The following is a 19,975-nucleotide window of genomic DNA, read 5'->3' on the forward strand; positions in this document are numbered from 1 at the left end:
TTTGCTGATGGGCACCGCACGCTACCTGCGGCACGGAAGGTAAGCCAGCCGGTAGGCGTCATACCCATACGAGTAGCCGGCTAAAACACCTACCAGCCGGTTCAGGCAGTTTCTAGTGCTAATTTTACCCGACCTTGGCCACCAGCCGCCGTCCTTGCCATGACACCAGACCACACGCCGACGTATTCTCCCAGCAACTCAGGCCCAGCTACTGGCTCCCAAGCGGCCGGCCGGCCCCGGCTAGGCGTGCTGTGTTTGTCGGCCAGCCTGGGCGGGCTGGAGCTTAACAGCCTGAAGTTTGCCGCCTGGATGCAGGCCCGGGGCTGGGACGTGACGCTATTTGCGCCCCCCGCCACCCCACTAGCCAACCTGGCCGAGCAGTGGGCGGTGCCGCTGGCACCCGTGGTGCCCCGGCGCGGCTTGCAGCTGCCACCCGCCGCCCGCGCCTTACAAAAGCAAGTGGCACAGCGCCGAATAACGGTGCTCATTGTTACCCAAAACAAGGATTTGGGCCTAGCAACTCTGGTAAAGCTGCTGCTGAAAGGCGACTTATATCTGCTCTACCAGCAGCACATGCAGCTGGGCCGTGCCAAGCGCGACTGGTTTCACACCCTGCGTTTTCGGCTGCTGGACGCCTGGCTTTCGCCCTTGCCCGGGCTGGCCCGGCAGGTACTGGAAAAAACCAGAATTGCGGCGAGCCGGGTACACGTAGTGCCGCTGGGGCTACCGATAGAGCAGTTTTCCGAGGCCGCGCTGCCCCAGCACCAAGCCCGGCAAGCGCTGAATCTGCCGGCGCAAGGTCCCCTGCTCGGCCTGCTGGGGCGCCTCGACTACGGCAAAGGGCAGGATTTCGTGCTGGAGGTGCTGCATCAGCTGCGCACTACAACGGCGCACCCGGCCCGCCTTCTGCTCATGGGCGAGCCAACCCGTAACGAGGGCGACGCCTACTTCCGGCGACTGCAGGAGCTGGTGGCGCAGTGGGGGCTGCAGGACCATGTTTTCTTCCGGGACTTTGAGCCCGACCCGGCGACCTTTTACAACGCCATCGACGTGTTTGTGCTGGCCTCGACCAACGAAACCTACGGCATGGTGACCCTGGAAGCCATGGCGGCCGGCGTTCCTATTGTGGCCTCGGCGGCGGGCGGCACCTTGGAGCTGGTACAAGACGGCCACACGGGCCTGCTGTATCCCTTGGGCGATGTAGCAACCTGCGTGCGGCAAATCCGGCAGTGCCTGGAGCAACCCGGCCTCGCCCAGCAGCGCGTACAACAGGCCCAGCAGCAGGTGCAACAGTATTCTCATCAGCGGCAGTGCGCCCTTACCGAAGCTATTATTGGCTCGCTCAGTCCGGCGGTTTCAGCGGGCTGAGCGCGAAGTTGCCCGGTAGCACTTTTAGCAGCAGCAGTGTACCGCCAGTCAGCGTATCCCTGCTGAATTCAGGTACACTCGCGTCGAATTTTATGAGTCAGCGCACTCAACATCTGCTAGGCTGTGTGGGCACTAGCACTTTGGAAGGCATTTTGCCTTTCTGGAACGTCATGTCTCGCGCTGCTCGACATGACGTTCTTTTTACTTGCTGTCCACACAGCCTAGCCGCGAAAAACCGGTGGCTACCCCAGCCGCAGATCGACGCCGCACATTTCTGCCTCCTTATTCTCCAAGCCCAATAGCGCACAAAAAAGCCCCAACCTATTGGTTGAGGCTTGCTTGATGCAGGCAGTAGCACAAACCAGACTATGGCACGGCTACGCCACTAAAAGACCCCGTCAAAGCGCCCGTAGCTGGAAACGTTACGGAAAAAGTGCCGTCAGCTTTCTTCGTCTGGGTGTTATAAGTGGTCGTGCCGCTCATGGCCGTGCCACTGGCTCCATCCAAGTACGCTTCCAGGCCATTGGTCGTATTAGGCGGCGTAGTAGCCCCAGGATTCCGAACGAAATCCAGCAGTACAGCTTTCCCGTTGTTGAGCTTCCCAGTAATCGTCAAAGCGGAAGCTGAGGTGGCGCAATTAGCACTCACAACATACGCCTGGTTCAGCGCATACGGCGGAGCACCTTTCTCGGAAACCATCACCGTGATAGCCGACTGTGTCGTATCAACTACCACAGGTTTAGGAGCCTCTTTTTTTGAGCAGCTGCCGAGCAGGCTTGTTGTCGCCAGCAGCAGAGCACATACTATTTCGTAGTCATTGTAGGTAGAAGAAAAATGCTTACAATGATACATAAGGCTGCTAAATGGAGTTCATCCGGCTTCCCGTTCCAGGTTCCGCAAAAGTAATTGGGTGTCAGGCTTGGGCGCACAACAGCTCATTCCCACACCGCGCCAGTCGAATAGTCAAACCCAAAACACTGCCGTCCTTAGTCCTTCAGAGGCAGCGTAATAATGAATTCTGTGCCGGCCCCCACCGCCGACTCAACGGCCAGCATACCGCCGTGGCCGGTGCTGATGATATCGTGGCTGAGGGAAAGGCCCAGGCCAGTGCCTTCGCCCACGGGTTTGGTCGTGAAAAACGGCTGAAAAATCTTAGCCTGCACACTTTGGGACATTCCGGTTCCATTGTCGCGCACCCGAATTTCGACGCCAGTGGGCTGCTTACTGGTTGTGATGCTCACCTCGGGCCGATAAGCAGCGTCGGCTTCCTGCAGCTGCCGTTGGCGCACGGCATACAGCGCATTGGTGCATAAGTTCAGTAGTACCCGGCCCAGGTCGGGCGCAATTACGGCTATGTGAGGCAGCTCCGGCGCCAGCCGCGTGGTGAGCGTCGCCTGAAAGTCGGGATGCTCGTTGCGCATGCCCTGGTAGGCCAGCCGCAGGTTTTCCTCGGCCAGGGCGTTGAGGTCGGTGGCCTCGCGGGGGGCGCTGCCCGTGCGGGCGTGTTCCAGCATGCCCTTGATAATGGCCGTAGCCCGCTGGCCATGCTGGCTGATATTCAGAATATTCTGCTTGAGCCCGTCCAGAATTTCGCGCTCCAGCCGCCCATCCCGGGCCAGCCGCTGGGCTCCGTTAATCTCATCGACCAAGTCAGTGCTGACTTCCGCAAACTTCTTGACGAAGCTCAGGGGGTTTTGCAGCTCGTGGGCCACGCCGGCGGTCAGCTCACCCAGAAACGCCATTTTCTCGCGCTGTACCAGCTGGTGCTGGGTAGTTTTGAGCTCGGCCAACGACGCTTGCAACGCCGCATTGGCCCGCTGCTGCTGGCGGTGGTGGCGCACGAGCACGCCCACCAGCACTAGTAGCCCCAGCAGCCCGGCCAGCAGCCCATAGGTGCGGTAGCGGGCCCGCAGAGCGGCCTGGTCGGCGGCGGCCTGCTGCGCCCGCTGCCGCTCCTGGTAGTTCACGCTTTGCAGCCGCATCACCTTTTCCTGGCCAAAAAGCGTGTCCTTCATAGCCAGCATCAGGCTCTGATATTTGAGCGCACTGTCGGCCGGGCCCCGGCTTTTAAAGTTTTGCGTGAGCAGCGTACTGGCATTGAGCACGCCGCGTAGAAAGCCATTTTTTTGCGCGGCCGTGCAGCCCAAGCGCGCATAGTAGTTGCTGGAATCGAGCAGGCCCTGCTGCTGCTGGAGAGTAGCCAGACCTACGTAGGCAAAATTGCTGCTGCGTTGGTGCCGCAACGCCGCCGACTCCAGGATGCTACGGTGATAATAGTTGCGGGCGGCGGCCAGCTGGCCTTGCTTGCGGGCCACGTTGCCCAGACCATACAGGATATAGTTGGTGGGCGTGTGCAGGCGCTGAGCCAGCTGGTAGGCCTGCTGCTGGTAGTAGCGGGCCGAGTCCAGCTCGTTATAGAGGTCGTAGGCCAGCCCAATATTGCTCAGCTCAATCACCACTCGCCGCTCGGCGTGCAGCTGCTGCCCAATGCGCAGAGCCTGGAAATAATACGACAGGCCCTGTTTTCGGTCGCGCAGATAGACGTAGATGATGCCGATGCTGCGCAGATTCTGGGCCTGCAAGGGCAAGTCGTGGCGCGCCTCGGCAATGCGCAGCGACTCCTGAAACAGCTCCAGAGCCCGCGCCAGGTTACTTTCGCGCAGCGCCGCCCCTAGCCGGTTCAGCGCTTCGCCCTCGCCATGCTGGTAGCGCGCGCGGCGGGCCAGCGCCAGCGCCCGCCGCGCATAGGCCTCGGCCGAATCGGTGCGCAAGGCCCAATACTGGTCGCTGATTTGGCAGAGTAATACTACGCGGTTGCTATCGGGCTGAGGCTGCCGGGCCAGGCGGCGCAGACTGTCGAGAGCCGGGCTCTGGGCTGCAATTGGCACCGCCCTGAATAGACAGGCCAGCAGCAGAAACGCCGATACGTGGCGAAACCAGGAAGTCATGCGGGAGTTAAAAACAGAGCGGAGGCAATATAGCGCGGCCAACCAGCGGCAAGAGTTCTGGGGGCAGTATTTGAGTTTGCTAATATCCGGTTAAATACCCTAATCCCTGCTATGTAATGCGCTTTCGACGGCCGGGCGCTGGGCTCCACCGGCTGGCTTACGCCAGTACCAAACTCGTACGGCGCTGGTTGCAGCCTAAAAATGCTGCTCCACTACCGTGGCGGAACCCGTATCTTGGGGCGACGCTATCACAGACAGTAAACGCTAGTTGTGCAACGATTATATGGCTTGTTATTTCTCCTGTTTTCGGCTGGCGTAAGCCGGGCGCAAAACTGTGGCTGCGTGCAGGATCTGGATTTTACGGTTCGGTATCTGGAGAAAAACATGCCGGGCTTTGCCGATAACGTGACTCCGGCCAACCGCAAGACGTACGAAAATTTTAAACGCACAATCCGACAGGCCGCTGCCACCAATCCACCCCAAAATATCTGCCTGAAATACCTGACCACGTACGTGGAATATTTTCGCGACAGCCATACTACTATTGGCGCGAATAGCAAAGGCGTGGATGAGCAGAAGCCCGAGGAAATAGCCCGCTTTCTGGCGTCGCCCGAATACAAAGCCACGGAAATAGTACGCCTCGACACTACCCGGCGCGCTACGGCCGCCACCGATCCGCTGGAGGGCTACTACCAGACGCCGGACGGAACATATCGGGTATACCTGGCCAAAAGCAAAACTAAATTCCGGGATTATGCGGCCGTTATTGTTGCCTCGCGCACACCATTGTGGCGGCCGGGCCAGGTGAAATTTGAGCTGCGGCGCACTACTTCTGCTTCTACGTTTGAGGCCTACCAATATCAGCGCAACCACAGCCTGTATTACGTGCCCAACGTTCGCTATTTGCAGGGGCAATTACGAGGGCTGAACTGGCTGAAAACCAGCGAAACAAACCCATTTCCGCCTCCGGCCGGCAACCGCCTAGAGTTTAAAATTATAGCCACCGACACCGTTGCCTATTTGCGTATCCCGTCTTTTTCCGGCGAGCAGTTCACGCGCCTCGACTCCTTGTATCGGGCCATTACGCCCCAAATTCAGCGCACGAAATATCTGATTATCGACGTGCGTGATAATGGCGGCGGCAGCGACCGAAACGTGGCTCCGCTGCTCCCCTTTTTCTATGCCCAACCGATTCAGGAAACGCAAATCGAAGAATATTATGTCACGGCCGACAACCTGCGCCGCTACGAAGAATATCTGCGGCAGATGCAGGCCGACTCGGTGCGCTACGGCTCCACGGCAATCTGGAGCTTTAAAGAAAAAGTAGCCTGGATGCGCCGTGCGCCGCTCAACAGCTTCATCACAAACCCGCACAGCGAAAACAAAACGTACACAATGGAGCCTGCCACGCTGCCGGCCAAGGTGGCTATTCTCTACAATCGGGGGTGCGCCAGCTCCTGCGAAACGCTGCTCATTTGGGCCAAGCAGCCTTCCAAAGCAGTGCTGGTCGGCGAAAACTCTGGGGGCTATGTGGCCTACGGCAACGTGCTGCCGGTGCAAACGCCGTGTTATAATTTCACGCTCAACGTGACAACAATGCGCCTGAAAAACCAACTGGCGTACGAGGCAATCGGTATTGAGCCAGCAGTTCACCTGCGCGACGACCAAGACTGGCTGCAACAGACAATCCAGATTTTACTGCGAAACGAGCAAAAGTAGACCTAACGTACATGGCTTATTTCTGGAATTCAGAGTTGCCGTATTTGCTTCGCTATTTCTTTCCAATTCGTCGCCAGTCTGTTTAAGGAATAGCAGGAATTTTAATTCTTACGGCATGCTATGCTGCGTGGCCAGTAAGGAAAAGAACGTCCGAAAAACGTGCAACACCTCGAAAGCGCTGCTGGCCACATAGCCTGGGGAAATAGAAATACGACATAAGAATACCGTACCTGCGGCAGCGCTTCCCGTTGCGAGCAGGATGCGGCAACCAGCTTGCAGCAAACACCCGTATTTTTACAACATTCAACACCCGCTCCTGATTTCCTACGCCCATGATCCTCACCTGGACCAGCAAGAAATTCACCAACTTAACGCTCGCCGAGCTCTACGACTTGCTGCAGCTGCGAATGGCCGTATTTATCGTGGAGCAGAACTGTCCGTTTCAGGATATCGATGGCAAGGATGCTGATGCGTACCACTTGCTGGGCTACACCGAGCAGGGCCGGCTAGCGGCCTATGCCCGACTTTTCGACGCGGGCCACTACTACGAGCAGGTTAGCATTGGCCGCGTGGCCGTGTCGCTCGACTATCGCCGCTACGGGTTCGGCAAAGCGCTGATGCAACAAGCCATAACGCACTGCGAGACGCTATTTGGCTCACAGCCCATCAAAATCGGGGCCCAGCAATACCTGATGGCATTTTACCAGAGTTTCGGGTTTATGCAGCTCGGAGAAATGTATCTGGAAGACGACATTCCGCATATCTACATGGTACGGTCCTGAACTTGATTATTTCGAGACGCGGCCGCCCGGGAATGTTTCCGGTTTCTGGTAAGTTTAGCAGGTAGCGGCGGCACTACCTGAGCGGTGACCGGCAGCGTTGACTCCTTTCTGATGAAATATTTTTTCCTGTTTTTTATCCTTCTCACCTCACTGCGTGGCCAGGCGCGCCAGGCGCTGCCGCCGCTCGAAATTGCGGAGCGTTTCGTGGCCCGGGAAGGCTGGCCCGCCATGCGGGACTACCTATGCTGTGAGGCGCAGCAGCAGGCCAGGCGCCAGAGCCTGGGCCAGCAGATTCCGGGTCGTATGGCGCGTGCCTGCGAAGTGGTGCAGCAAACCACTACTACAGCAGTGGTAGCCGTAGAGCTGCGCGACTCCACGGGCGGCAACGATTTCTATTTGCACTTCGTGAAGGAAGCCACTTGGAAGCTGCATTCGGTGCGGGGGCTGGGCATGACCAGCTTCGGCCGGCAGATGCTGACGGTGCTGGAAGGCTTGCCGCCGGCCGAAATAGCCCGCTACAACCAAACCCACCCCCAGGCCGAGTACGATTTTACCGTCGGCAACATTCGCCTCTGGGTCGGCTCCGACGCCGATATTGAAGCGCATTTCAACCAGCGCCAGGCTGATTTCGAGAAAACCGTGCAGCTGTTGCAGGCCCGCAACTATTTCGCGACCCCAGCTGCTGGTGAAGCCGCCGCCAACGCCGATCCGGCTATCAACGCGCTGCTCAAATCATTGTACATCAGCCGCGTGACGCGCAAAACGGCTGATTGCGACGCCTGCTTTGCGTTCGTCATCGGGGGGCTCATCGACAACACTGTGGGCTTGCTCTACGAACCCGACGCGAGCAAAGTACCCGCCATGAACCCGCAGTCCCTGATTGTGGTGAAACCGCTGGGCAAAGGCTGGTACCTGTTCAAAACTACCTGAGAGCCGCTACTGCGCGGCTTTGAGCAGCTTGTGCTTGCCGTGCAGCTTGTCCCACTCGGCTTCGAGCATGCTCATCTCCGTCAGGCTCCAGTACGAGCCGTTGTAGTACAGACTGTCGCGGGAGGTGCCTTCCTGCACCATGCCGGCCTTTTCGTAGCAGCCGATAGCACCTTTGTTAAAGTCATAGACGCCCAAGTCGATGCGGTGTAGCTGCAGCTGCTCAAACCCAATCTTGAGTATCGCCTTTATCATGCCCTGGCACACGCCCCGGCCCCGCTCCTGCGAGCTGCCGACCAGCACCCGGCTGATGCGGGCCGAGCGGTTTTTGCGACTGATGCCGCCCAGGGAAATATGGCCTACCACTTCGTTGGTCTTGTTATCGACGGCTTTATAGACAAACGCGTCGGAAGTGAGCGGGTCGTTGGTATCCTCAATATACCAGGCCAGGCTTTCCTGCGTCAGCGGGAACGAGAACAGCGACCCCGACCAGCTTATCAGCAGCTCCTCATCTTTAATCCACTCTATCAGCTGCTTAAAATCGGCTTGGGTGAACGGCTCCAGTCTAATCATTGATGGCAATTTCTTTGGGGTTTGCGGGAAATAACAAGCCCAACAGGCCGACAGTTTTGTCGGTGGGGCGCTACCTCCGCAAGAGGTGGTAAAACAGGACTTTTTGGGGAGTAGTCGATGTAGACGTACGCGGCCGCAAGATACGCATTCCTGGCCCAAGCTGAAGCGTATTGCGCGGGCAAAAACGGGAGTTTGGAACCGTTGCCAGAAAAATATTCGACGGGCGCAGGTTTCCTTCGTTGAGGGCGTGGGTGGAATGTTGAAAAAACCTGATTCTGTCATTCCGAGTATTCTGCGCCTAAAGCACAGACCCAAGAATCTCGCGCATAGTGACAACTAACTACGACTGCGGTGGAGACGCGTCGGCTACACGAAGGTCAAATCAAGCAGACCAACCAGACCAAACACGACACGAAACTCAAAAGCCCAACTACCTACTTAGCACGCCTTCCCCTCTGCTTCCTGATTTATGATCTTACCCCTACTCCGCGTACTACCCCTGGCCCTTAGCAGCCTATTGCTACCCCATTCCGCTCCCGCCCAGAACCTGACGGTGCCTAAACAAGTAGCCAAGGCGATGCGCCAGGTGAAACCCAACGACCTCAAGGCTCATATTCGCTACCTGGCCGACGACCGGCTGTTGGGCCGCCAGCCCGGCACGCCCGGCTACCAAATGGCGGTAGACTACGTCACTCAGCAGCTCAAAATGCTGGGCGTGGAGCCCGCTGGCGACGCGGGCACTTTCGTGCAGCGCGTGCGGCTGCGCAAAGCTTTCAGCAGTATAGCTACCACTTCTTTTCTGCTGCGCCCCAGCGCTGGCACGGCCGTGCCGCTGGCGGCGGGCGCGGAGTACGTATTCTACCCCAATCCCGCAATACCCAGCGTCGCGGTAGAGGCTCCACTGGTGTTTGCTGGCTACGGCATCAGCGCCCCCGAACTGAGCTATGACGACTACACGGGCCTCGACGCGAAGGGCAAAATAGTGGTAGTGCTGCGCGGGGCCCCGCAGGCATTTCCGTCTACCGTGGCGGCGGCTAGTCAGGATGTGCTGGCTCTTCTGCAGAACGCGGCCCGCCACGGGGCCGTGGGCGTGCTGCTGGCTTCGCGTACGCCGGCGGCGGCCTTGCCGAATTTCCGGCAGGGCGTGTTCAGCGTGCTGGGCCCCGATGGCAAAGTCGCCGCTTCGCGCACCTATGCGCCCGGCGCGGACCTTACGCTGCTGGGGGCCGTAAGTGCCAGCACCCTACAAACCCTACTGCGGGGCGCGGCAGCCGATACCAGCACCACGTTCGCGGCCTTGCGGGCGGGCCAGCCGGCGTCGGTAGCGCTACCCGCGAGCATGAAGGCCACCAACATATCGACCTACCAGGAAGTGGACAGCTACAATGTGGTAGGCAGAATAACAGGCTCGGATGCACGGCTGCGCGACGAATATGTGGTGCACAGCGCCCACCTCGACCACCTGGGCGTGGGTGTGCCGGTAAAAGGCGACTCCATCTACAACGGGGCCCACGACAACGCGTCGGGAGTGGCCAGCGTGCTGGAAATTGCCCGGATCTACTCCCAGCTTCCGCAGAAGCCCAAACGCTCGGTGCTGCTCGTGCTCCAGACCGGAGAAGAGCTGGGCTTGCTGGGTTCGGCCTTTTTCGCGGCCCAGCCCACGGTTCCGAAGGGAAAGATAGTGGCCGACATTAATACCGATATGCCCACTATTATTGCGCCCCTGCTGTCGGTGGTAGCGCTGGGGGGGCAACATTCCAGCCTGCTGGAGCCCACCACGCGGGCGGCCGCCTACCTGGGCCTGAGCGTGGAGGCCGACCCCGAGCCGGAGCAAAACCGCTTCATCCGCTCCGACCAGTACAGCTTCGTAACCCAGGGAATTCCGGCCCTGCACATCAAATACGGCAACAAAACCGCCGACGGCAAAAACGACTTCAGCAAAACCGTGCAGGCGTGGCGCACCGCCACCTACCACAAGCCCCAGGACGACATCAACGGCACCTTCGACTTTGAAGCAGGCAAAAAATACGTGCAGCTCAATTTTCTGATCGGCTACCAGGTGGCCCAGGCCGAGCAGCGCCCCACCTGGAATGCGGGCGACTTTTTCGGTAGCCGGTTCGGGAAGTAAAGCAGCGGCTTAGCAGAAAGCATCTGTAGCTACTGTCATCCTGAGCCCTGCGAAGGACCTTCCTCGCCTATCCCACGGAAGCTCTTCCCAACGCACAAAAGCCCTCTGCCACGCCGGTGGCAAAGGGCTTTTGTGCGTTGAACTGACCGAATCACTCAGTGGAGGAAGATCTTTCGCTTTGCGTACGCCAAATAAAGGATGACAAACGAGAAAGAAGAAGAAGAAGAAGCGGAACAAGCGGAAGAAACAAAACCGCCCCTCACACCTCCGGCAACCAGATGTCTTCCAGGTAGGCACTCAGGCCGTGGGAATGCTGAAACAGATGGATGAACAAGATATGCTCGTCGCCTGTGCCGCGCCAGATTTCGGCGTAAAAATCGCCTAGCGCATACAGATGCAGCTGGAAGCTGTCCTGCATCCGGTCGGACAGGAAATGCCCGCACTGACGCAGCACGTCGGCTTGCTGGCCCATTGGCAGACATTTGAAAACGGTAAGACGCATAAGCGGAAACACAACCGGCCGCACGAAAGCCGGGTTCCAGGGGCCGGCACTTCTGCGGAAAGTTCGGCAACACTGCGCGGATAACTTCTATTTTTCCCGGATTATTGCCCGCTCGTTCACCTCTCCCACCGTTGATGAAGACCCTCCGCTTTCCCCATCCGCTCGTCTTGCTGACCGGGTTTATTCTGCTGGCCGCGCTGCTTAGCTATGTGTTGCCCGCCGGCGAGTTTGCCCGTCAGGCCGATGCCCTCACCGGCCGCGACGTAGTGGTGCCGGGCTCCTACCACCGCGTGCCCGCCACGCCCGTCACGCTGCTCCAGGCCCTGGTCGATATTCCGAAGGGCATGGCCGACGCGGCCGGTGTCATTTTCTTCGTCTTTCTGACCGGTGGCGCTTTCACCGTAGTCGACCAGACCGGGGCCCTGCGCCGGGGCGTCGACTGGCTATTGGTGAAGCTGCGGGGCCGGGAAGTGCTGGTCATTCCCATTATTTCCCTGCTCTTCGCCACCATGGGCGCGCTGGAAAACATGCAGGAAGAAATTATTCCGCTGGTGCCGGTGCTACTGGTCCTGATGCGCCGCCTGGGCTACCCGCTCATTACGGCGGCAGCCGTCAGCATCGGGGCCGCTGCCGTGGGGGCTTCGTTTAGCCCGCTCAACCCGTTTCAGGTGGGCATCGCCCAGAAGCTGGCCCAGCTGCCGCTGCTGTCGGGCGCGGGGTTCCGGCTGGTGTTTCTGGCCCTGGCCCTGGTGCTCTGGATTGGGGGCACGATGCGCTACGCGGCCAAAAACCGGGTAGTGCCCGAGCTGACAGCCGACGATGAAACCACTGCCGCCGGAGCCGGCCGCCAGGGTATTGTGCTGTTGCTGCTGCTGCTCACTTTCGCCGCTTTCACCTACGGCGTGCTGAATCTGGGGTGGGAATTTGAGCAAATGGGCGCATTATTTTTCGTGCTGGGCGTGCTGGCGGGCCTCATTGGCGGCCTGGGCCTCAACGGCACCGCCGACGCCTTCATTACCGGTTTCCGCGACCTGGCGTTTTCGGCGCTCCTTATCGGCTTTGCCCGCGCCATATTCGTGGTGCTGGAGCAGGGCCACATCGTCGATACCATCGTCAATGGCTTGTCGGCCCCGCTGGCCCAGCTGCCCGTTACGCTTTCGGCCCTGAGCATGATAGGCGTGCACACGGCGCTGCACCTGCCCGTGCCCAGCGTGAGCGGCCAGGCGGTACTCACCATGCCCATTCTCACGCCCCTCTCCGATTTGCTGGGCTTGCCGCGCCAGGTTACGGTGCTGGCTTACCAGTACGGGGCGGGCCTCTGCGAAATCATTACGCCGACTAACGGTGCTCTGGTGGCCATTGTGGCCGCCTGCGGGGTGCGCTTCGACCAGTGGTGGAAGTTCGTGCTGCCGCTCTATCTGGGGCTGCTGGCGCTGGCTGCCGTAGCCGTTATTATCGGGGTAGCTATTGGGCTGGCATAAAGTCGGACTCGTGTCGTTGTGAGCAGCAACGACAGTCCACGCCTCAAGCGGTGTTACTCCATCCCCAGCGGAGTGACCACTGCCTTTGCACTAGAAAGCCCTTTCTCGTTGCGACGGGAAAGGGCTTTTCGCTTTATCAGGTTCAGGGCAGGTCGGAAAATGGATTGCTCGCGCTGCTCAAACTGGCCCGCTATTTTTCTAGCTAAACCGCAGTTCCTCAGCCTCAAAAATCCGCTTTACTTTCCGCTTCTTTTCGACCATCTGAAACCGGGCGCGGTACTGGGCTTCGTCCCAGTACACGTCCGAAATCAGGCCCCGGTGCGGGGGGCAGCCGGGCTCCGGGTTGGCTTCCTCCACCACGTCGCCGAAGCTGAACGGGGGTTTTGCGGCCAGCTCCGTGAACAGCTCCCCGCTGACTTTGAACTGCTGCTCGTCGTAGCGCAGCAGAATCCAGTCATCGGCTTCGTCAATCTTTTCGAACAGCTTGCCCAACGGCTCCAGCCACTCGAAGGTGCGGCGGTTGGCGGGATGAATGTAGCGGAAGCCGTAGTCGGGCGTCCAGGAATACAGGCCGTAGACAACGGGTTTGGGGCGAGCCATGTAAGCGAAATTAGGGAATGAGAGCCCACAAGTGAGCTTCGGACAAGATGCCGACACTACACGTGACGTGTCGGGAATCAACAACAAAACTCCGCTAATTATTCCCTGAAATCAACCATTGCCCCCCGAAAAGCAGCACACTACTCGTGCGGCCGGGCCTGAGCCGGAAAAAAACAGCCCTATTGATTCGGCTTGGGTTGGCTTGCTTCTATTGCCACATATCCGCCCCCGATTATACCTATGCGCTGGCTCCGGTGACGACTGCCGCGCCACTTATCAGCCGAATCAGTGCCGGGGCAATGCGGGCCAGCGCCTTGCCCCGCTGCTGCCGCGCATGCCGTTGGCCCCAAATTGTACTCTGTTCAGGCAGGACAGCGGAGGAGCTCGTGAGCCACCAGCCCGAAAGCTTCGCTCATTTCCGTAGTGAGGGCGCAACGGCTGGCGCAGAGTTTTCCTGTTCAGGTTCAATGGGTTTGGCCCCTGAGTATAACCCCGTTGCTATATAATCAGTTAGTAGCCCGACGCAGCCCCGAATTTGGGCCACCTTACCTACTGCTCTCCATGCCTAACTCCGACCTGTCTAACACCCTCATTCCGCACGCCGGCATGGGCGCCATTCCGCACGCCGCCGGCACCACTTTCCGGGTGTGGGCTCCCCATGCCGATGCCGTGTCCGTCGTGGGCCCCTTCAACGACTGGAATAGCACCACGCACCCCCTCACCCACGAAGCCGATGGCTACTGGGCCGCCGATATTGCCGGCCTCACGTCCGGCACCGAGTACAAGTTCTGGCTTCGCAACGGCGAGGCGGAGCTGACCCGCCACGACCCCTACGCCCGCGAAGTGACGCACTCGGCCGGCAGCTCGGTAGTACCCAACCACGAGTTCGACTGGTCCGACGACCACTTTGAGATGCCCGCCTGGAATGAGCTCGTCATCTACGAGCTACACGTGGGCACCTTCAACGCGCCGGACCCTGAGCGGCCCGGCACTTTCCTCGACGTAGTAGCCAAGTTGGGCTACCTACGCGATTTGGGCATCAATGCGCTTGAGATTATGCCGCCCACCGAGTTTCCGGGCGGGCGCAGCTGGGGCTACAACCCCGCCCATCCATTTGCCCTCGAAACCGATTATGGCGGCCCCCAGGCTTTCAAGGAGCTCGTCAAGCAGGCGCACCGCCACGGCATTGCCATTATTCTGGATGTGGTTTACAACCATTTCGGCCCCGGCGACCTGGACCTCTGGCAGTTCGACGGCTGGGCCGAAAACGACGGCGGCGGTATCTACTTCTACAACGACTGGCGCGCCGAAACGCCCTGGGGCCACAACCGGCCCGACTACAGCCGCGACGAGGTGCGCCGCTACATCCGCGACAATGCCCTTATGTGGCTCGAAGACTACCGCGTGGATGGCCTGCGCTGCGACTCGATTTCCCACATCCGCAACGTGCACGGCAGCACCGACACGGCCCACGACTTACCCGAGGGCTGGAGCCTGATGAAGTGGATCAACGAAGAAATTCAGGCCACGATGCCCTGGAAAATCACCATTGCGGAGGATTTGCTGGGCAACGAGTACATCACCCGCCCCACCGATCAGGAGGGCCAGGGCTTTGGGGCGCAGTGGGACGCGGCCTTCGTCAACATCATCCGCGACGCCCTCACCACTCCCCACGACGCCGACCGCAACCTGGTAGCCGTAGCCGAAACCCTGACCCAGACCTACAACGGCGACGCTTTTCAGCGCATCATCTACACCGAGTCGCACGACGAAGTAGCGAATGGCAAGTCGCGGGTGCCGGAGGAAATCATGCCGGGCGAGGCTGCCTCGTGGTTTCCAAAGAAGCGCGCCACGCTCGGGGCCACGCTCGTGTTTACCGCGCCCGGCATTCCGATGCTGTTTCAGGGGCAGGAATTTCTGGCCGACGGCTACTTCTCCGACGACCAGCCGCTGAACTGGGACTATGCCGCTCATCACCCCGGCCTGGTGCAGCTCTACCGCGACCTTATTCGGCTGCGCCGCAACCTCGACGGCCACACCCGTGGCTTGCTGGGCCAGCACCTGGCCGTGTCTCACCTCAACGATACCGACAAGGTTCTGGCTTTCCGCCGCTGGGCCGATACCGACGGCGGCCCCGGCGACACGACCATCATCGTGGCCAACTTTGCCGACCAGACGCATCTGGCCTACACCATCGGCCTGCCGGCCGGGGGCCACTGGCGGGTGCGTTTCAACAGCGACTGGCAGGGCTACGATGACGAGTTTGGCAACTTCGAAAGCGTAGACACCCAGGCCGAAGAAGGCGAGTATGATGGACTGCCTTTCCACGCCTCGTTCGGGCTGGCACCCTACTCCGTGCTCATTATTTCGCAGGAAGCTGGCTAAGAAGCAGTTTCATACAGCTTTTCGCCGCAGCGTCCGGCTTGCAGTAGCGCGAGCTTTGTAGCGTGCGTGCCAGAACGATTCATCTCCCCGATAGTCATTTTGGCACGCGCGCTACAAAGTTCGCGCTACTGCGTTGGAAACCTCTGAAAATACAGTTAGAAATGCCGGCAAGGCGTATATCTTGCCGGCACTCCACGTTAAAACCCGCTTCATGCAAGCTCCGCTCCCCACTCCCGAAGCCATTTCGCCCGATGCCCTGCTGGTGGAAGTGGCCTGGGAAGTCTGCAATCAGGTTGGCGGTATTTATACCGTTATCCGCTCGAAAGTGCCCGCTACCGTGCTGGGCTGGGACGACCGGTACTGTCTGCTGGGTCCCTACTTTGCCCAGCAGGCTCAGAGCGAGTTTGAGCCCTTGGAAGACTACGCCTTCGACCAGCTGCCCGCCGCCGACCCGTTTGCCGCCGCCGTTCGCCAGATGCGGGCCCAGGGCTACGAAGTGCATTACGGCCACTGGCTTGTTACGGGCAAGCCCCGCGTGGTGCTCATCAACCCCTACCAGGCCTACGACCAGCTGGGCCAGATCAAGGCCGACCTCTGGACGTACCACGGCATCCCAACGCCCGACAACGACGACTTACTGCACCAGGTGGAAGCGTTTGGGCACCAGGCCAAGCACTTTCTGCAGCTGCTGGCTACCGCCATTGTGCCGCCCAACCGCATCATTGCCCATTTTCACGAGTGGATGACGGGCGTGGCCATTCCCGACCTGCGCCGCGAGCAGGTGCCGGTACACATCGTCTTTACGACGCACGCCACGCTGCTGGGCCGCTACCTGGCCATGAACGACCCCAACTTCTACGACCACCTCATGCAGGTGAACTGGGCAGCGGAGGCCGTGCGTTTCAACATCGAGACGGCCGTGCGCATCGAGCGGGCCGCCGCCCATGGCTCCCACGTCTTCACCACCGTGAGCGAGCTGACCGTGCGCGAGTGCATCTACCTGCTCGACCGGATTCCGGACGCGGTGCTGCCCAACGGGCTGAATATTGAGCGGTTTGTGGCGCTGCACGAGTTTCAGAATCTGCACCAGCTCTACAAGTCCAAGATTCACGAGTTCGTGATGGCGCACTTCTTCCAGAGCTACTCATTTGATCTGGACAATACGCTCTACCTGTTTACCTCCGGCCGCTACGAATACCACAACAAGGGCTTCGACCTGACGCTCGAAGCCCTGGCCCGCCTTAACTACCGCTTGCAGCAAAGCGGTCTGGAAGGCCAGGTGGTCATGTTTTTCATCACCAAGCGCCCCTTTCACAGCATCAATCCACAGGTACTCCAAAGCCGCGCCATCCTGGATGAAGTGCAGGAAACCTGCGAGGCCATCGAGCGGCAGGTAGGCGAGCGGCTGTTCTACGCCGCCGCCGCCGGCACCGACCACCGCCTCCCCGACCTGGGCAGCATGGTAGACGACTACTGGAAGCTGCGCTACCGCCGCACGCTGCAAAGCTGGAAAACCACGAGCCTGCCGCCCGTCATCACCCACAACCTGGTGGACGATGCCAACGACGATATCCTGAACTTCCTGCGCCGCTCCAACCTCGTCAACAACCAGCACGACCGGGTCAAAATCGTGTACCACCCCGATTTCGTATCGCCGACGTCGCCGCTGTTTGGCATGGAGTACGGCCAGTTTGTGCGCGGCTGCCACCTGGGTATTTTCCCCAGCTACTATGAGCCCTGGGGCTACACGCCGCTGGAGTGCGTGGCCCGCGGCGTACCGGCTATCACCTCCGACCTTTCCGGCTTCGGCGACTATGTGATGCAAACCGTCCCCGACCACGAGGAAAAAGGCATTTACGTGGTGAAGCGGCAGGAAAAGAGCTTTGATGAGTCGGCGGAGGAGCTGACGGAGATGCTCTGGCAATTCGTGCAGCTCAACCGGCGCGAGCGAATTATGCAGCGCAACAACGTGGAAAGCTCGGCTGAGCTCTACGACTGGAAAAACCTGCGCGTGCACTACGACCGGGCCTACACCCTGGCGCTGGAGCGGGAGTAAGGACGACGACTTGCCACCCAGCTGGTTTCCCTCTAGCAAGACTATTGCTCGTCCTGACGTTGCCCAGCGTTGTTCCGTATCGTTTAATTCATCAATTTAGCCTATGCTCCGTCCGTTGAAGCTTGCGCCCTTTCTGCTCGTGCTGCTACTGGCAGGCACGGCCGTGGCGCATGAATTTTGGCTGCTGCCGCCCCGTTTTTTCGTGCGGGCCGGTGAGAAGATTAATCTGCACGTGTTCGTGGGCGAAAACTTCACCGGCAGCCGCTGGTCCGGCAAAAGCAGCCGCCTGACCAGCTTCGTGCACTTTGCACCCGACGACACAATTGACCTGACCAAAATTGCCAGCCAGCGCGATACGCTCAGCACCAGCGTCGAGCTGATAGAGCCCGGCGTGCATTTGCTTTCGTTCAGCACCAACAATGCCTTTATCGAGCTGAACGCCGATAAATTCAATGCCTACCTGAAGGAAGACGGCCTGGAGCGCATCGTGGCCCTGCGCCAGCAGCGCGGCGAAACCACCCAGCCCGGCCGCGAGCTGTACCGGCGCTGCGCCAAAACGCTGGTGCAGGTCGGCCCTACTAGGCTCGACACCGTCAAAACCTACGCCACCGCCACCGGGCAGCCGCTGGAGTTGATTCCGGAGCAAAACCCGTACGGCCTCAAAGCCGATGCTTCGCTTACCTGTCTGGTTCTCTATAAAGGGCAGCCGCTGCCGGCTGCGCTGGTGCAGGTGTGGCAGCGCAGCCCCGGCCAGCCCACGCAGGTGAAAAAAATTTACGCTAACAAAAACGGTCGGGTGTTGTTTCGGCTAAACGGAGCGGGCAATTATATGATAAGCACCGTGTACATGGAGCCCGCCACCGACCGGAAGGCAGCCGACTGGCAGAGTACCTGGGCCACGCTGACGTTCGGAATAGCCGGACGCGGCCCGCAGTAATTCCTCGGTTTCCCCTATCTTGAATGCCCGGTGGGCCTTCTGTACTGGAACATTTTTTTCTTACCTTCGCAACTCTATTAAACTCGAACCACCGACGGCATGAAGTACTCGATTGATAAAAAGGAAACTTACACGATTATCACCATTGACGAGAAAAAGCTCGACACTACTGTTGCGCCCGATCTGAAATCGGAATTCGTGAAGCTGAACGCTGAAGGCATTAATAACCTGATCCTGGACTTGAGCAACGTGAAATACACGGACTCGTCGGGCCTCAGCTCTATCCTTATCGCCAACCGGTTGTGCAATTCTACCGGCGGCCTGTTGGTACTTACGGGTTTGCAGGACCATGTGATGAAGCTCATCACCATCTCCAAGCTCGAGTCTGTTTTGCACATTCTGCCCACCGTAGAAGAAGGCATTGACCGCATCTTCCTACACGCCATCGAGCGTGACCTGACCAGCAAAGAATAGTTTTCTTCGAAGCGGTGAGCTGTTGGCTGTTAGCGGTTAGTGTTCAGACTAGCGACTAATGGCCAACAGCTTTTTCTTTTTCTCATCTTTACCAAGCGCTAACGGCCGACCGCTACTAGCACCAGCTTATTTTGGAGTTTGAGCTGAAAATCCTGGGCAGCGCTTCGGCTACCCCCTTTCTCAATCGGCACCACACCGCGCAGGTGCTCACGGTGGGCAATCAGTCGTATCTGATTGACTGCGGCGAAGGCACGCAGAGCCGGCTCATGGAACACCGGGTCCGGCACCAGCGCCTGAACACCATTTTCATCTCCCACCTGCACGGCGACCATTTCTTCGGGCTGTTCGGGTTGCTTTCCACTATGCATCTGCAGGGCCGCACCGAGCCAGTGTGCCTCTTCGGCCCCGCCGGCCTGGATGAAATCCTGACTACGCAATTCCGCTGGTCGCACACCCAGCTTTCGTTCGACCTGCTGTTCACCGTCGTCGACCCCGACCAGCACGCGCTGGTGCACGAAGACCGCTACCTGACGGTGCATACCTTGCCTATGCGGCATCGTATTCCGTGCTGCGGCTACCTGTTTCGCGAAAAGCCCAAGCGCCGTCACCTCGATAAGGCGCGGCTGCCCGCCGGCCTGACGCCCGCCCAGCTTGGCCGGCTGGCCCAGGGCGAAGATATCGTGGACGACAAGGGTGCGGTGCTGGTCAGCAACACGGACGTGACCACCGAGGCCAGCCACTCGCGCAGCTACGCGTTCTGCTCCGATACGCTTTATACCGAAAGCCTGGCCGACCTGGTGCACGAGGTGGACTTGCTCTATCACGAAGCCACGTTTATGGACGATATGCGCGAGCGGGCCCTTGCCACGCACCATTCCACGGCCCGGCAAGCGGGGCTGCTGGCCAGAAAAGCGCAGGTTCGGCGGCTGCTCATCGGCCACTTCTCGTCCCGCTACCGCGACCTGGAACCGCTGCTAGTCGAAGCTCAGGCCGTTTTTGAGCGGGTGGAGCTGGCCACGGAAGGCAAAACGGTGAGCATTCCGGAGTAACCTCTTTACCCGGCTAAAGAGCAGTGGGCAACGCGCAGCGAAGCAT

General features: G+C 59.5%; 16 protein-coding genes. 11 read left to right on the top strand and 5 right to left on the bottom strand.

The annotated features are described in order from the left end of the window. Positions 1–159 precede the first annotated feature (159 nt). Positions 160–1,368, top strand: a complete 1,209-nt coding sequence (locus E5J99_RS11450; protein WP_135497944.1) for a glycosyltransferase family 4 protein — start codon at positions 160–162, stop codon at positions 1,366–1,368. Positions 1,369–1,734: 366 nt separating this feature from the next. On the opposite strand, the gene E5J99_RS11455 is transcribed toward E5J99_RS11450, so the two are convergent. Together E5J99_RS11455 and E5J99_RS11460 are read right to left on the bottom strand one after the other, a co-directional pair. Next, positions 1,735–2,220 carry a hypothetical protein gene (locus tag E5J99_RS11455; protein WP_135497945.1) on the bottom strand — a complete coding sequence of 162 codons (486 nt, stop codon included), beginning with the start codon at positions 2,218–2,220 and terminating at the stop codon, positions 1,735–1,737. Between the two features lie 134 nt (positions 2,221–2,354). Further along, positions 2,355–4,316, bottom strand: a complete 1,962-nt coding sequence (locus E5J99_RS11460) for an ATP-binding protein (RefSeq protein WP_135497946.1) — start codon at positions 4,314–4,316, stop codon at positions 2,355–2,357. 270 nt (positions 4,317–4,586) lie between these two features. Here E5J99_RS11460 and E5J99_RS11465 point away from each other — a divergent pair, with 270 nt between their 5' ends. The 3 genes from E5J99_RS11465 to E5J99_RS11475 all read left to right on the top strand — a co-directional run bounded on the left by E5J99_RS11465 (position 4,587) and on the right by E5J99_RS11475 (position 7,747). Beyond that, the gene (locus E5J99_RS11465) at positions 4,587–6,035 is read left to right on the top strand and encodes a S41 family peptidase (protein ID WP_135497947.1); all 1,449 of its coding nucleotides are present in this window, start codon (positions 4,587–4,589) and stop codon (positions 6,033–6,035) included. A 332-nt stretch (positions 6,036–6,367) separates the two neighbouring features. Continuing rightward, positions 6,368–6,817, top strand: a complete 450-nt coding sequence (locus tag E5J99_RS11470) for a GNAT family N-acetyltransferase (protein ID WP_135497948.1) — start codon at positions 6,368–6,370, stop codon at positions 6,815–6,817. Positions 6,818–6,928: 111 nt separating this feature from the next. Next, positions 6,929–7,747, top strand: a complete 819-nt coding sequence (locus E5J99_RS11475; RefSeq protein ID WP_135497949.1) for a hypothetical protein — start codon at positions 6,929–6,931, stop codon at positions 7,745–7,747. Positions 7,748–7,753: 6 nt separating this feature from the next. Here E5J99_RS11475 and E5J99_RS11480 read toward each other — a convergent pair whose 3' ends face one another. Next, positions 7,754–8,317: a GNAT family N-acetyltransferase gene (locus E5J99_RS11480; protein WP_135497950.1), complete on the bottom strand. Its 564-nt coding sequence runs from the start codon at positions 8,315–8,317 to the stop codon at positions 7,754–7,756. Positions 8,318–8,786: 469 nt separating this feature from the next. Here E5J99_RS11480 and E5J99_RS11485 point away from each other — a divergent pair, with 469 nt between their 5' ends. Next, on the top strand, positions 8,787–10,445 hold the full coding sequence (locus tag E5J99_RS11485) for a M28 family peptidase (protein WP_135497951.1): 1,659 nt from the start codon (positions 8,787–8,789) through the stop codon (positions 10,443–10,445). A gap of 259 nt (positions 10,446–10,704) precedes the next feature. Here E5J99_RS11485 and E5J99_RS11490 read toward each other — a convergent pair whose 3' ends face one another. Then, complete coding sequence (locus tag E5J99_RS11490) at positions 10,705–10,947, bottom strand: hypothetical protein (RefSeq protein ID WP_135497952.1); 243 nt, start codon at positions 10,945–10,947, stop codon at positions 10,705–10,707. A 134-nt stretch (positions 10,948–11,081) separates the two neighbouring features. Here E5J99_RS11490 and E5J99_RS11495 point away from each other — a divergent pair, with 134 nt between their 5' ends. After that, positions 11,082–12,428 carry a YfcC family protein gene (locus E5J99_RS11495; protein ID WP_135497953.1) on the top strand — a complete coding sequence of 449 codons (1,347 nt, stop codon included), beginning with the start codon at positions 11,082–11,084 and terminating at the stop codon, positions 12,426–12,428. Between the two features lie 198 nt (positions 12,429–12,626). On the opposite strand, the gene E5J99_RS11500 is transcribed toward E5J99_RS11495, so the two are convergent. Further along, positions 12,627–13,028 carry a DUF6960 family protein gene (locus tag E5J99_RS11500; RefSeq protein ID WP_135497954.1) on the bottom strand — a complete coding sequence of 134 codons (402 nt, stop codon included), beginning with the start codon at positions 13,026–13,028 and terminating at the stop codon, positions 12,627–12,629. Between the two features lie 561 nt (positions 13,029–13,589). Between E5J99_RS11500 and E5J99_RS11505 the strand changes: the two genes are divergently transcribed. From E5J99_RS11505 to E5J99_RS11525, 5 genes are all read left to right on the top strand, one after another. Next, positions 13,590–15,413 carry an alpha-amylase family glycosyl hydrolase gene (locus tag E5J99_RS11505; RefSeq protein WP_245318913.1) on the top strand — a complete coding sequence of 608 codons (1,824 nt, stop codon included), beginning with the start codon at positions 13,590–13,592 and terminating at the stop codon, positions 15,411–15,413. Between the two features lie 211 nt (positions 15,414–15,624). Next, positions 15,625–17,469 (top strand): glycosyltransferase, encoded by a 1,845-nt coding sequence (locus E5J99_RS11510; RefSeq protein ID WP_135497955.1) that lies wholly within the window; start codon positions 15,625–15,627, stop codon positions 17,467–17,469. A 103-nt stretch (positions 17,470–17,572) separates the two neighbouring features. Beyond that, complete coding sequence (locus E5J99_RS11515) at positions 17,573–18,406, top strand: DUF4198 domain-containing protein (RefSeq protein WP_135497956.1); 834 nt, start codon at positions 17,573–17,575, stop codon at positions 18,404–18,406. A gap of 99 nt (positions 18,407–18,505) precedes the next feature. Next, complete coding sequence (locus tag E5J99_RS11520) at positions 18,506–18,880, top strand: STAS domain-containing protein (RefSeq protein WP_044002696.1); 375 nt, start codon at positions 18,506–18,508, stop codon at positions 18,878–18,880. A gap of 131 nt (positions 18,881–19,011) precedes the next feature. Then, on the top strand, positions 19,012–19,929 hold the full coding sequence (locus E5J99_RS11525) for a ribonuclease Z (RefSeq protein WP_135497957.1): 918 nt from the start codon (positions 19,012–19,014) through the stop codon (positions 19,927–19,929). The last annotated feature ends 46 nt before the right edge of the window (positions 19,930–19,975 follow it).

The organism is Hymenobacter elongatus, assembly GCF_004745955.1.
GTDB classification, from domain to species: Bacteria; Bacteroidota; Bacteroidia; order Cytophagales; family Hymenobacteraceae; genus Hymenobacter; species Hymenobacter elongatus.

Coding starts and splice junctions, on each gene's coding strand:
- E5J99_RS11450 (WP_135497944.1), top strand. CDS start 160: ATGACACCAGACCACACGCCGACGTATTCTCCCAGCAACTCAGGCCCA.
- E5J99_RS11455 (WP_135497945.1), bottom strand. CDS start 2,220: ATGTATCATTGTAAGCATTTTTCTTCTACCTACAATGACTACGAAATA.
- E5J99_RS11460 (WP_135497946.1), bottom strand. CDS start 4,316: ATGACTTCCTGGTTTCGCCACGTATCGGCGTTTCTGCTGCTGGCCTGT.
- E5J99_RS11470 (WP_135497948.1), top strand. CDS start 6,368: ATGATCCTCACCTGGACCAGCAAGAAATTCACCAACTTAACGCTCGCC.
- E5J99_RS11475 (WP_135497949.1), top strand. CDS start 6,929: ATGAAATATTTTTTCCTGTTTTTTATCCTTCTCACCTCACTGCGTGGC.
- E5J99_RS11480 (WP_135497950.1), bottom strand. CDS start 8,317: ATGATTAGACTGGAGCCGTTCACCCAAGCCGATTTTAAGCAGCTGATA.
- E5J99_RS11485 (WP_135497951.1), top strand. CDS start 8,787: ATGATCTTACCCCTACTCCGCGTACTACCCCTGGCCCTTAGCAGCCTA.
- E5J99_RS11490 (WP_135497952.1), bottom strand. CDS start 10,947: ATGCGTCTTACCGTTTTCAAATGTCTGCCAATGGGCCAGCAAGCCGAC.
- E5J99_RS11495 (WP_135497953.1), top strand. CDS start 11,082: ATGAAGACCCTCCGCTTTCCCCATCCGCTCGTCTTGCTGACCGGGTTT.
- E5J99_RS11500 (WP_135497954.1), bottom strand. CDS start 13,028: ATGGCTCGCCCCAAACCCGTTGTCTACGGCCTGTATTCCTGGACGCCC.
- E5J99_RS11505 (WP_245318913.1), top strand. CDS start 13,590: ATGCCTAACTCCGACCTGTCTAACACCCTCATTCCGCACGCCGGCATG.
- E5J99_RS11510 (WP_135497955.1), top strand. CDS start 15,625: ATGCAAGCTCCGCTCCCCACTCCCGAAGCCATTTCGCCCGATGCCCTG.
- E5J99_RS11515 (WP_135497956.1), top strand. CDS start 17,573: ATGCTCCGTCCGTTGAAGCTTGCGCCCTTTCTGCTCGTGCTGCTACTG.
- E5J99_RS11520 (WP_044002696.1), top strand. CDS start 18,506: ATGAAGTACTCGATTGATAAAAAGGAAACTTACACGATTATCACCATT.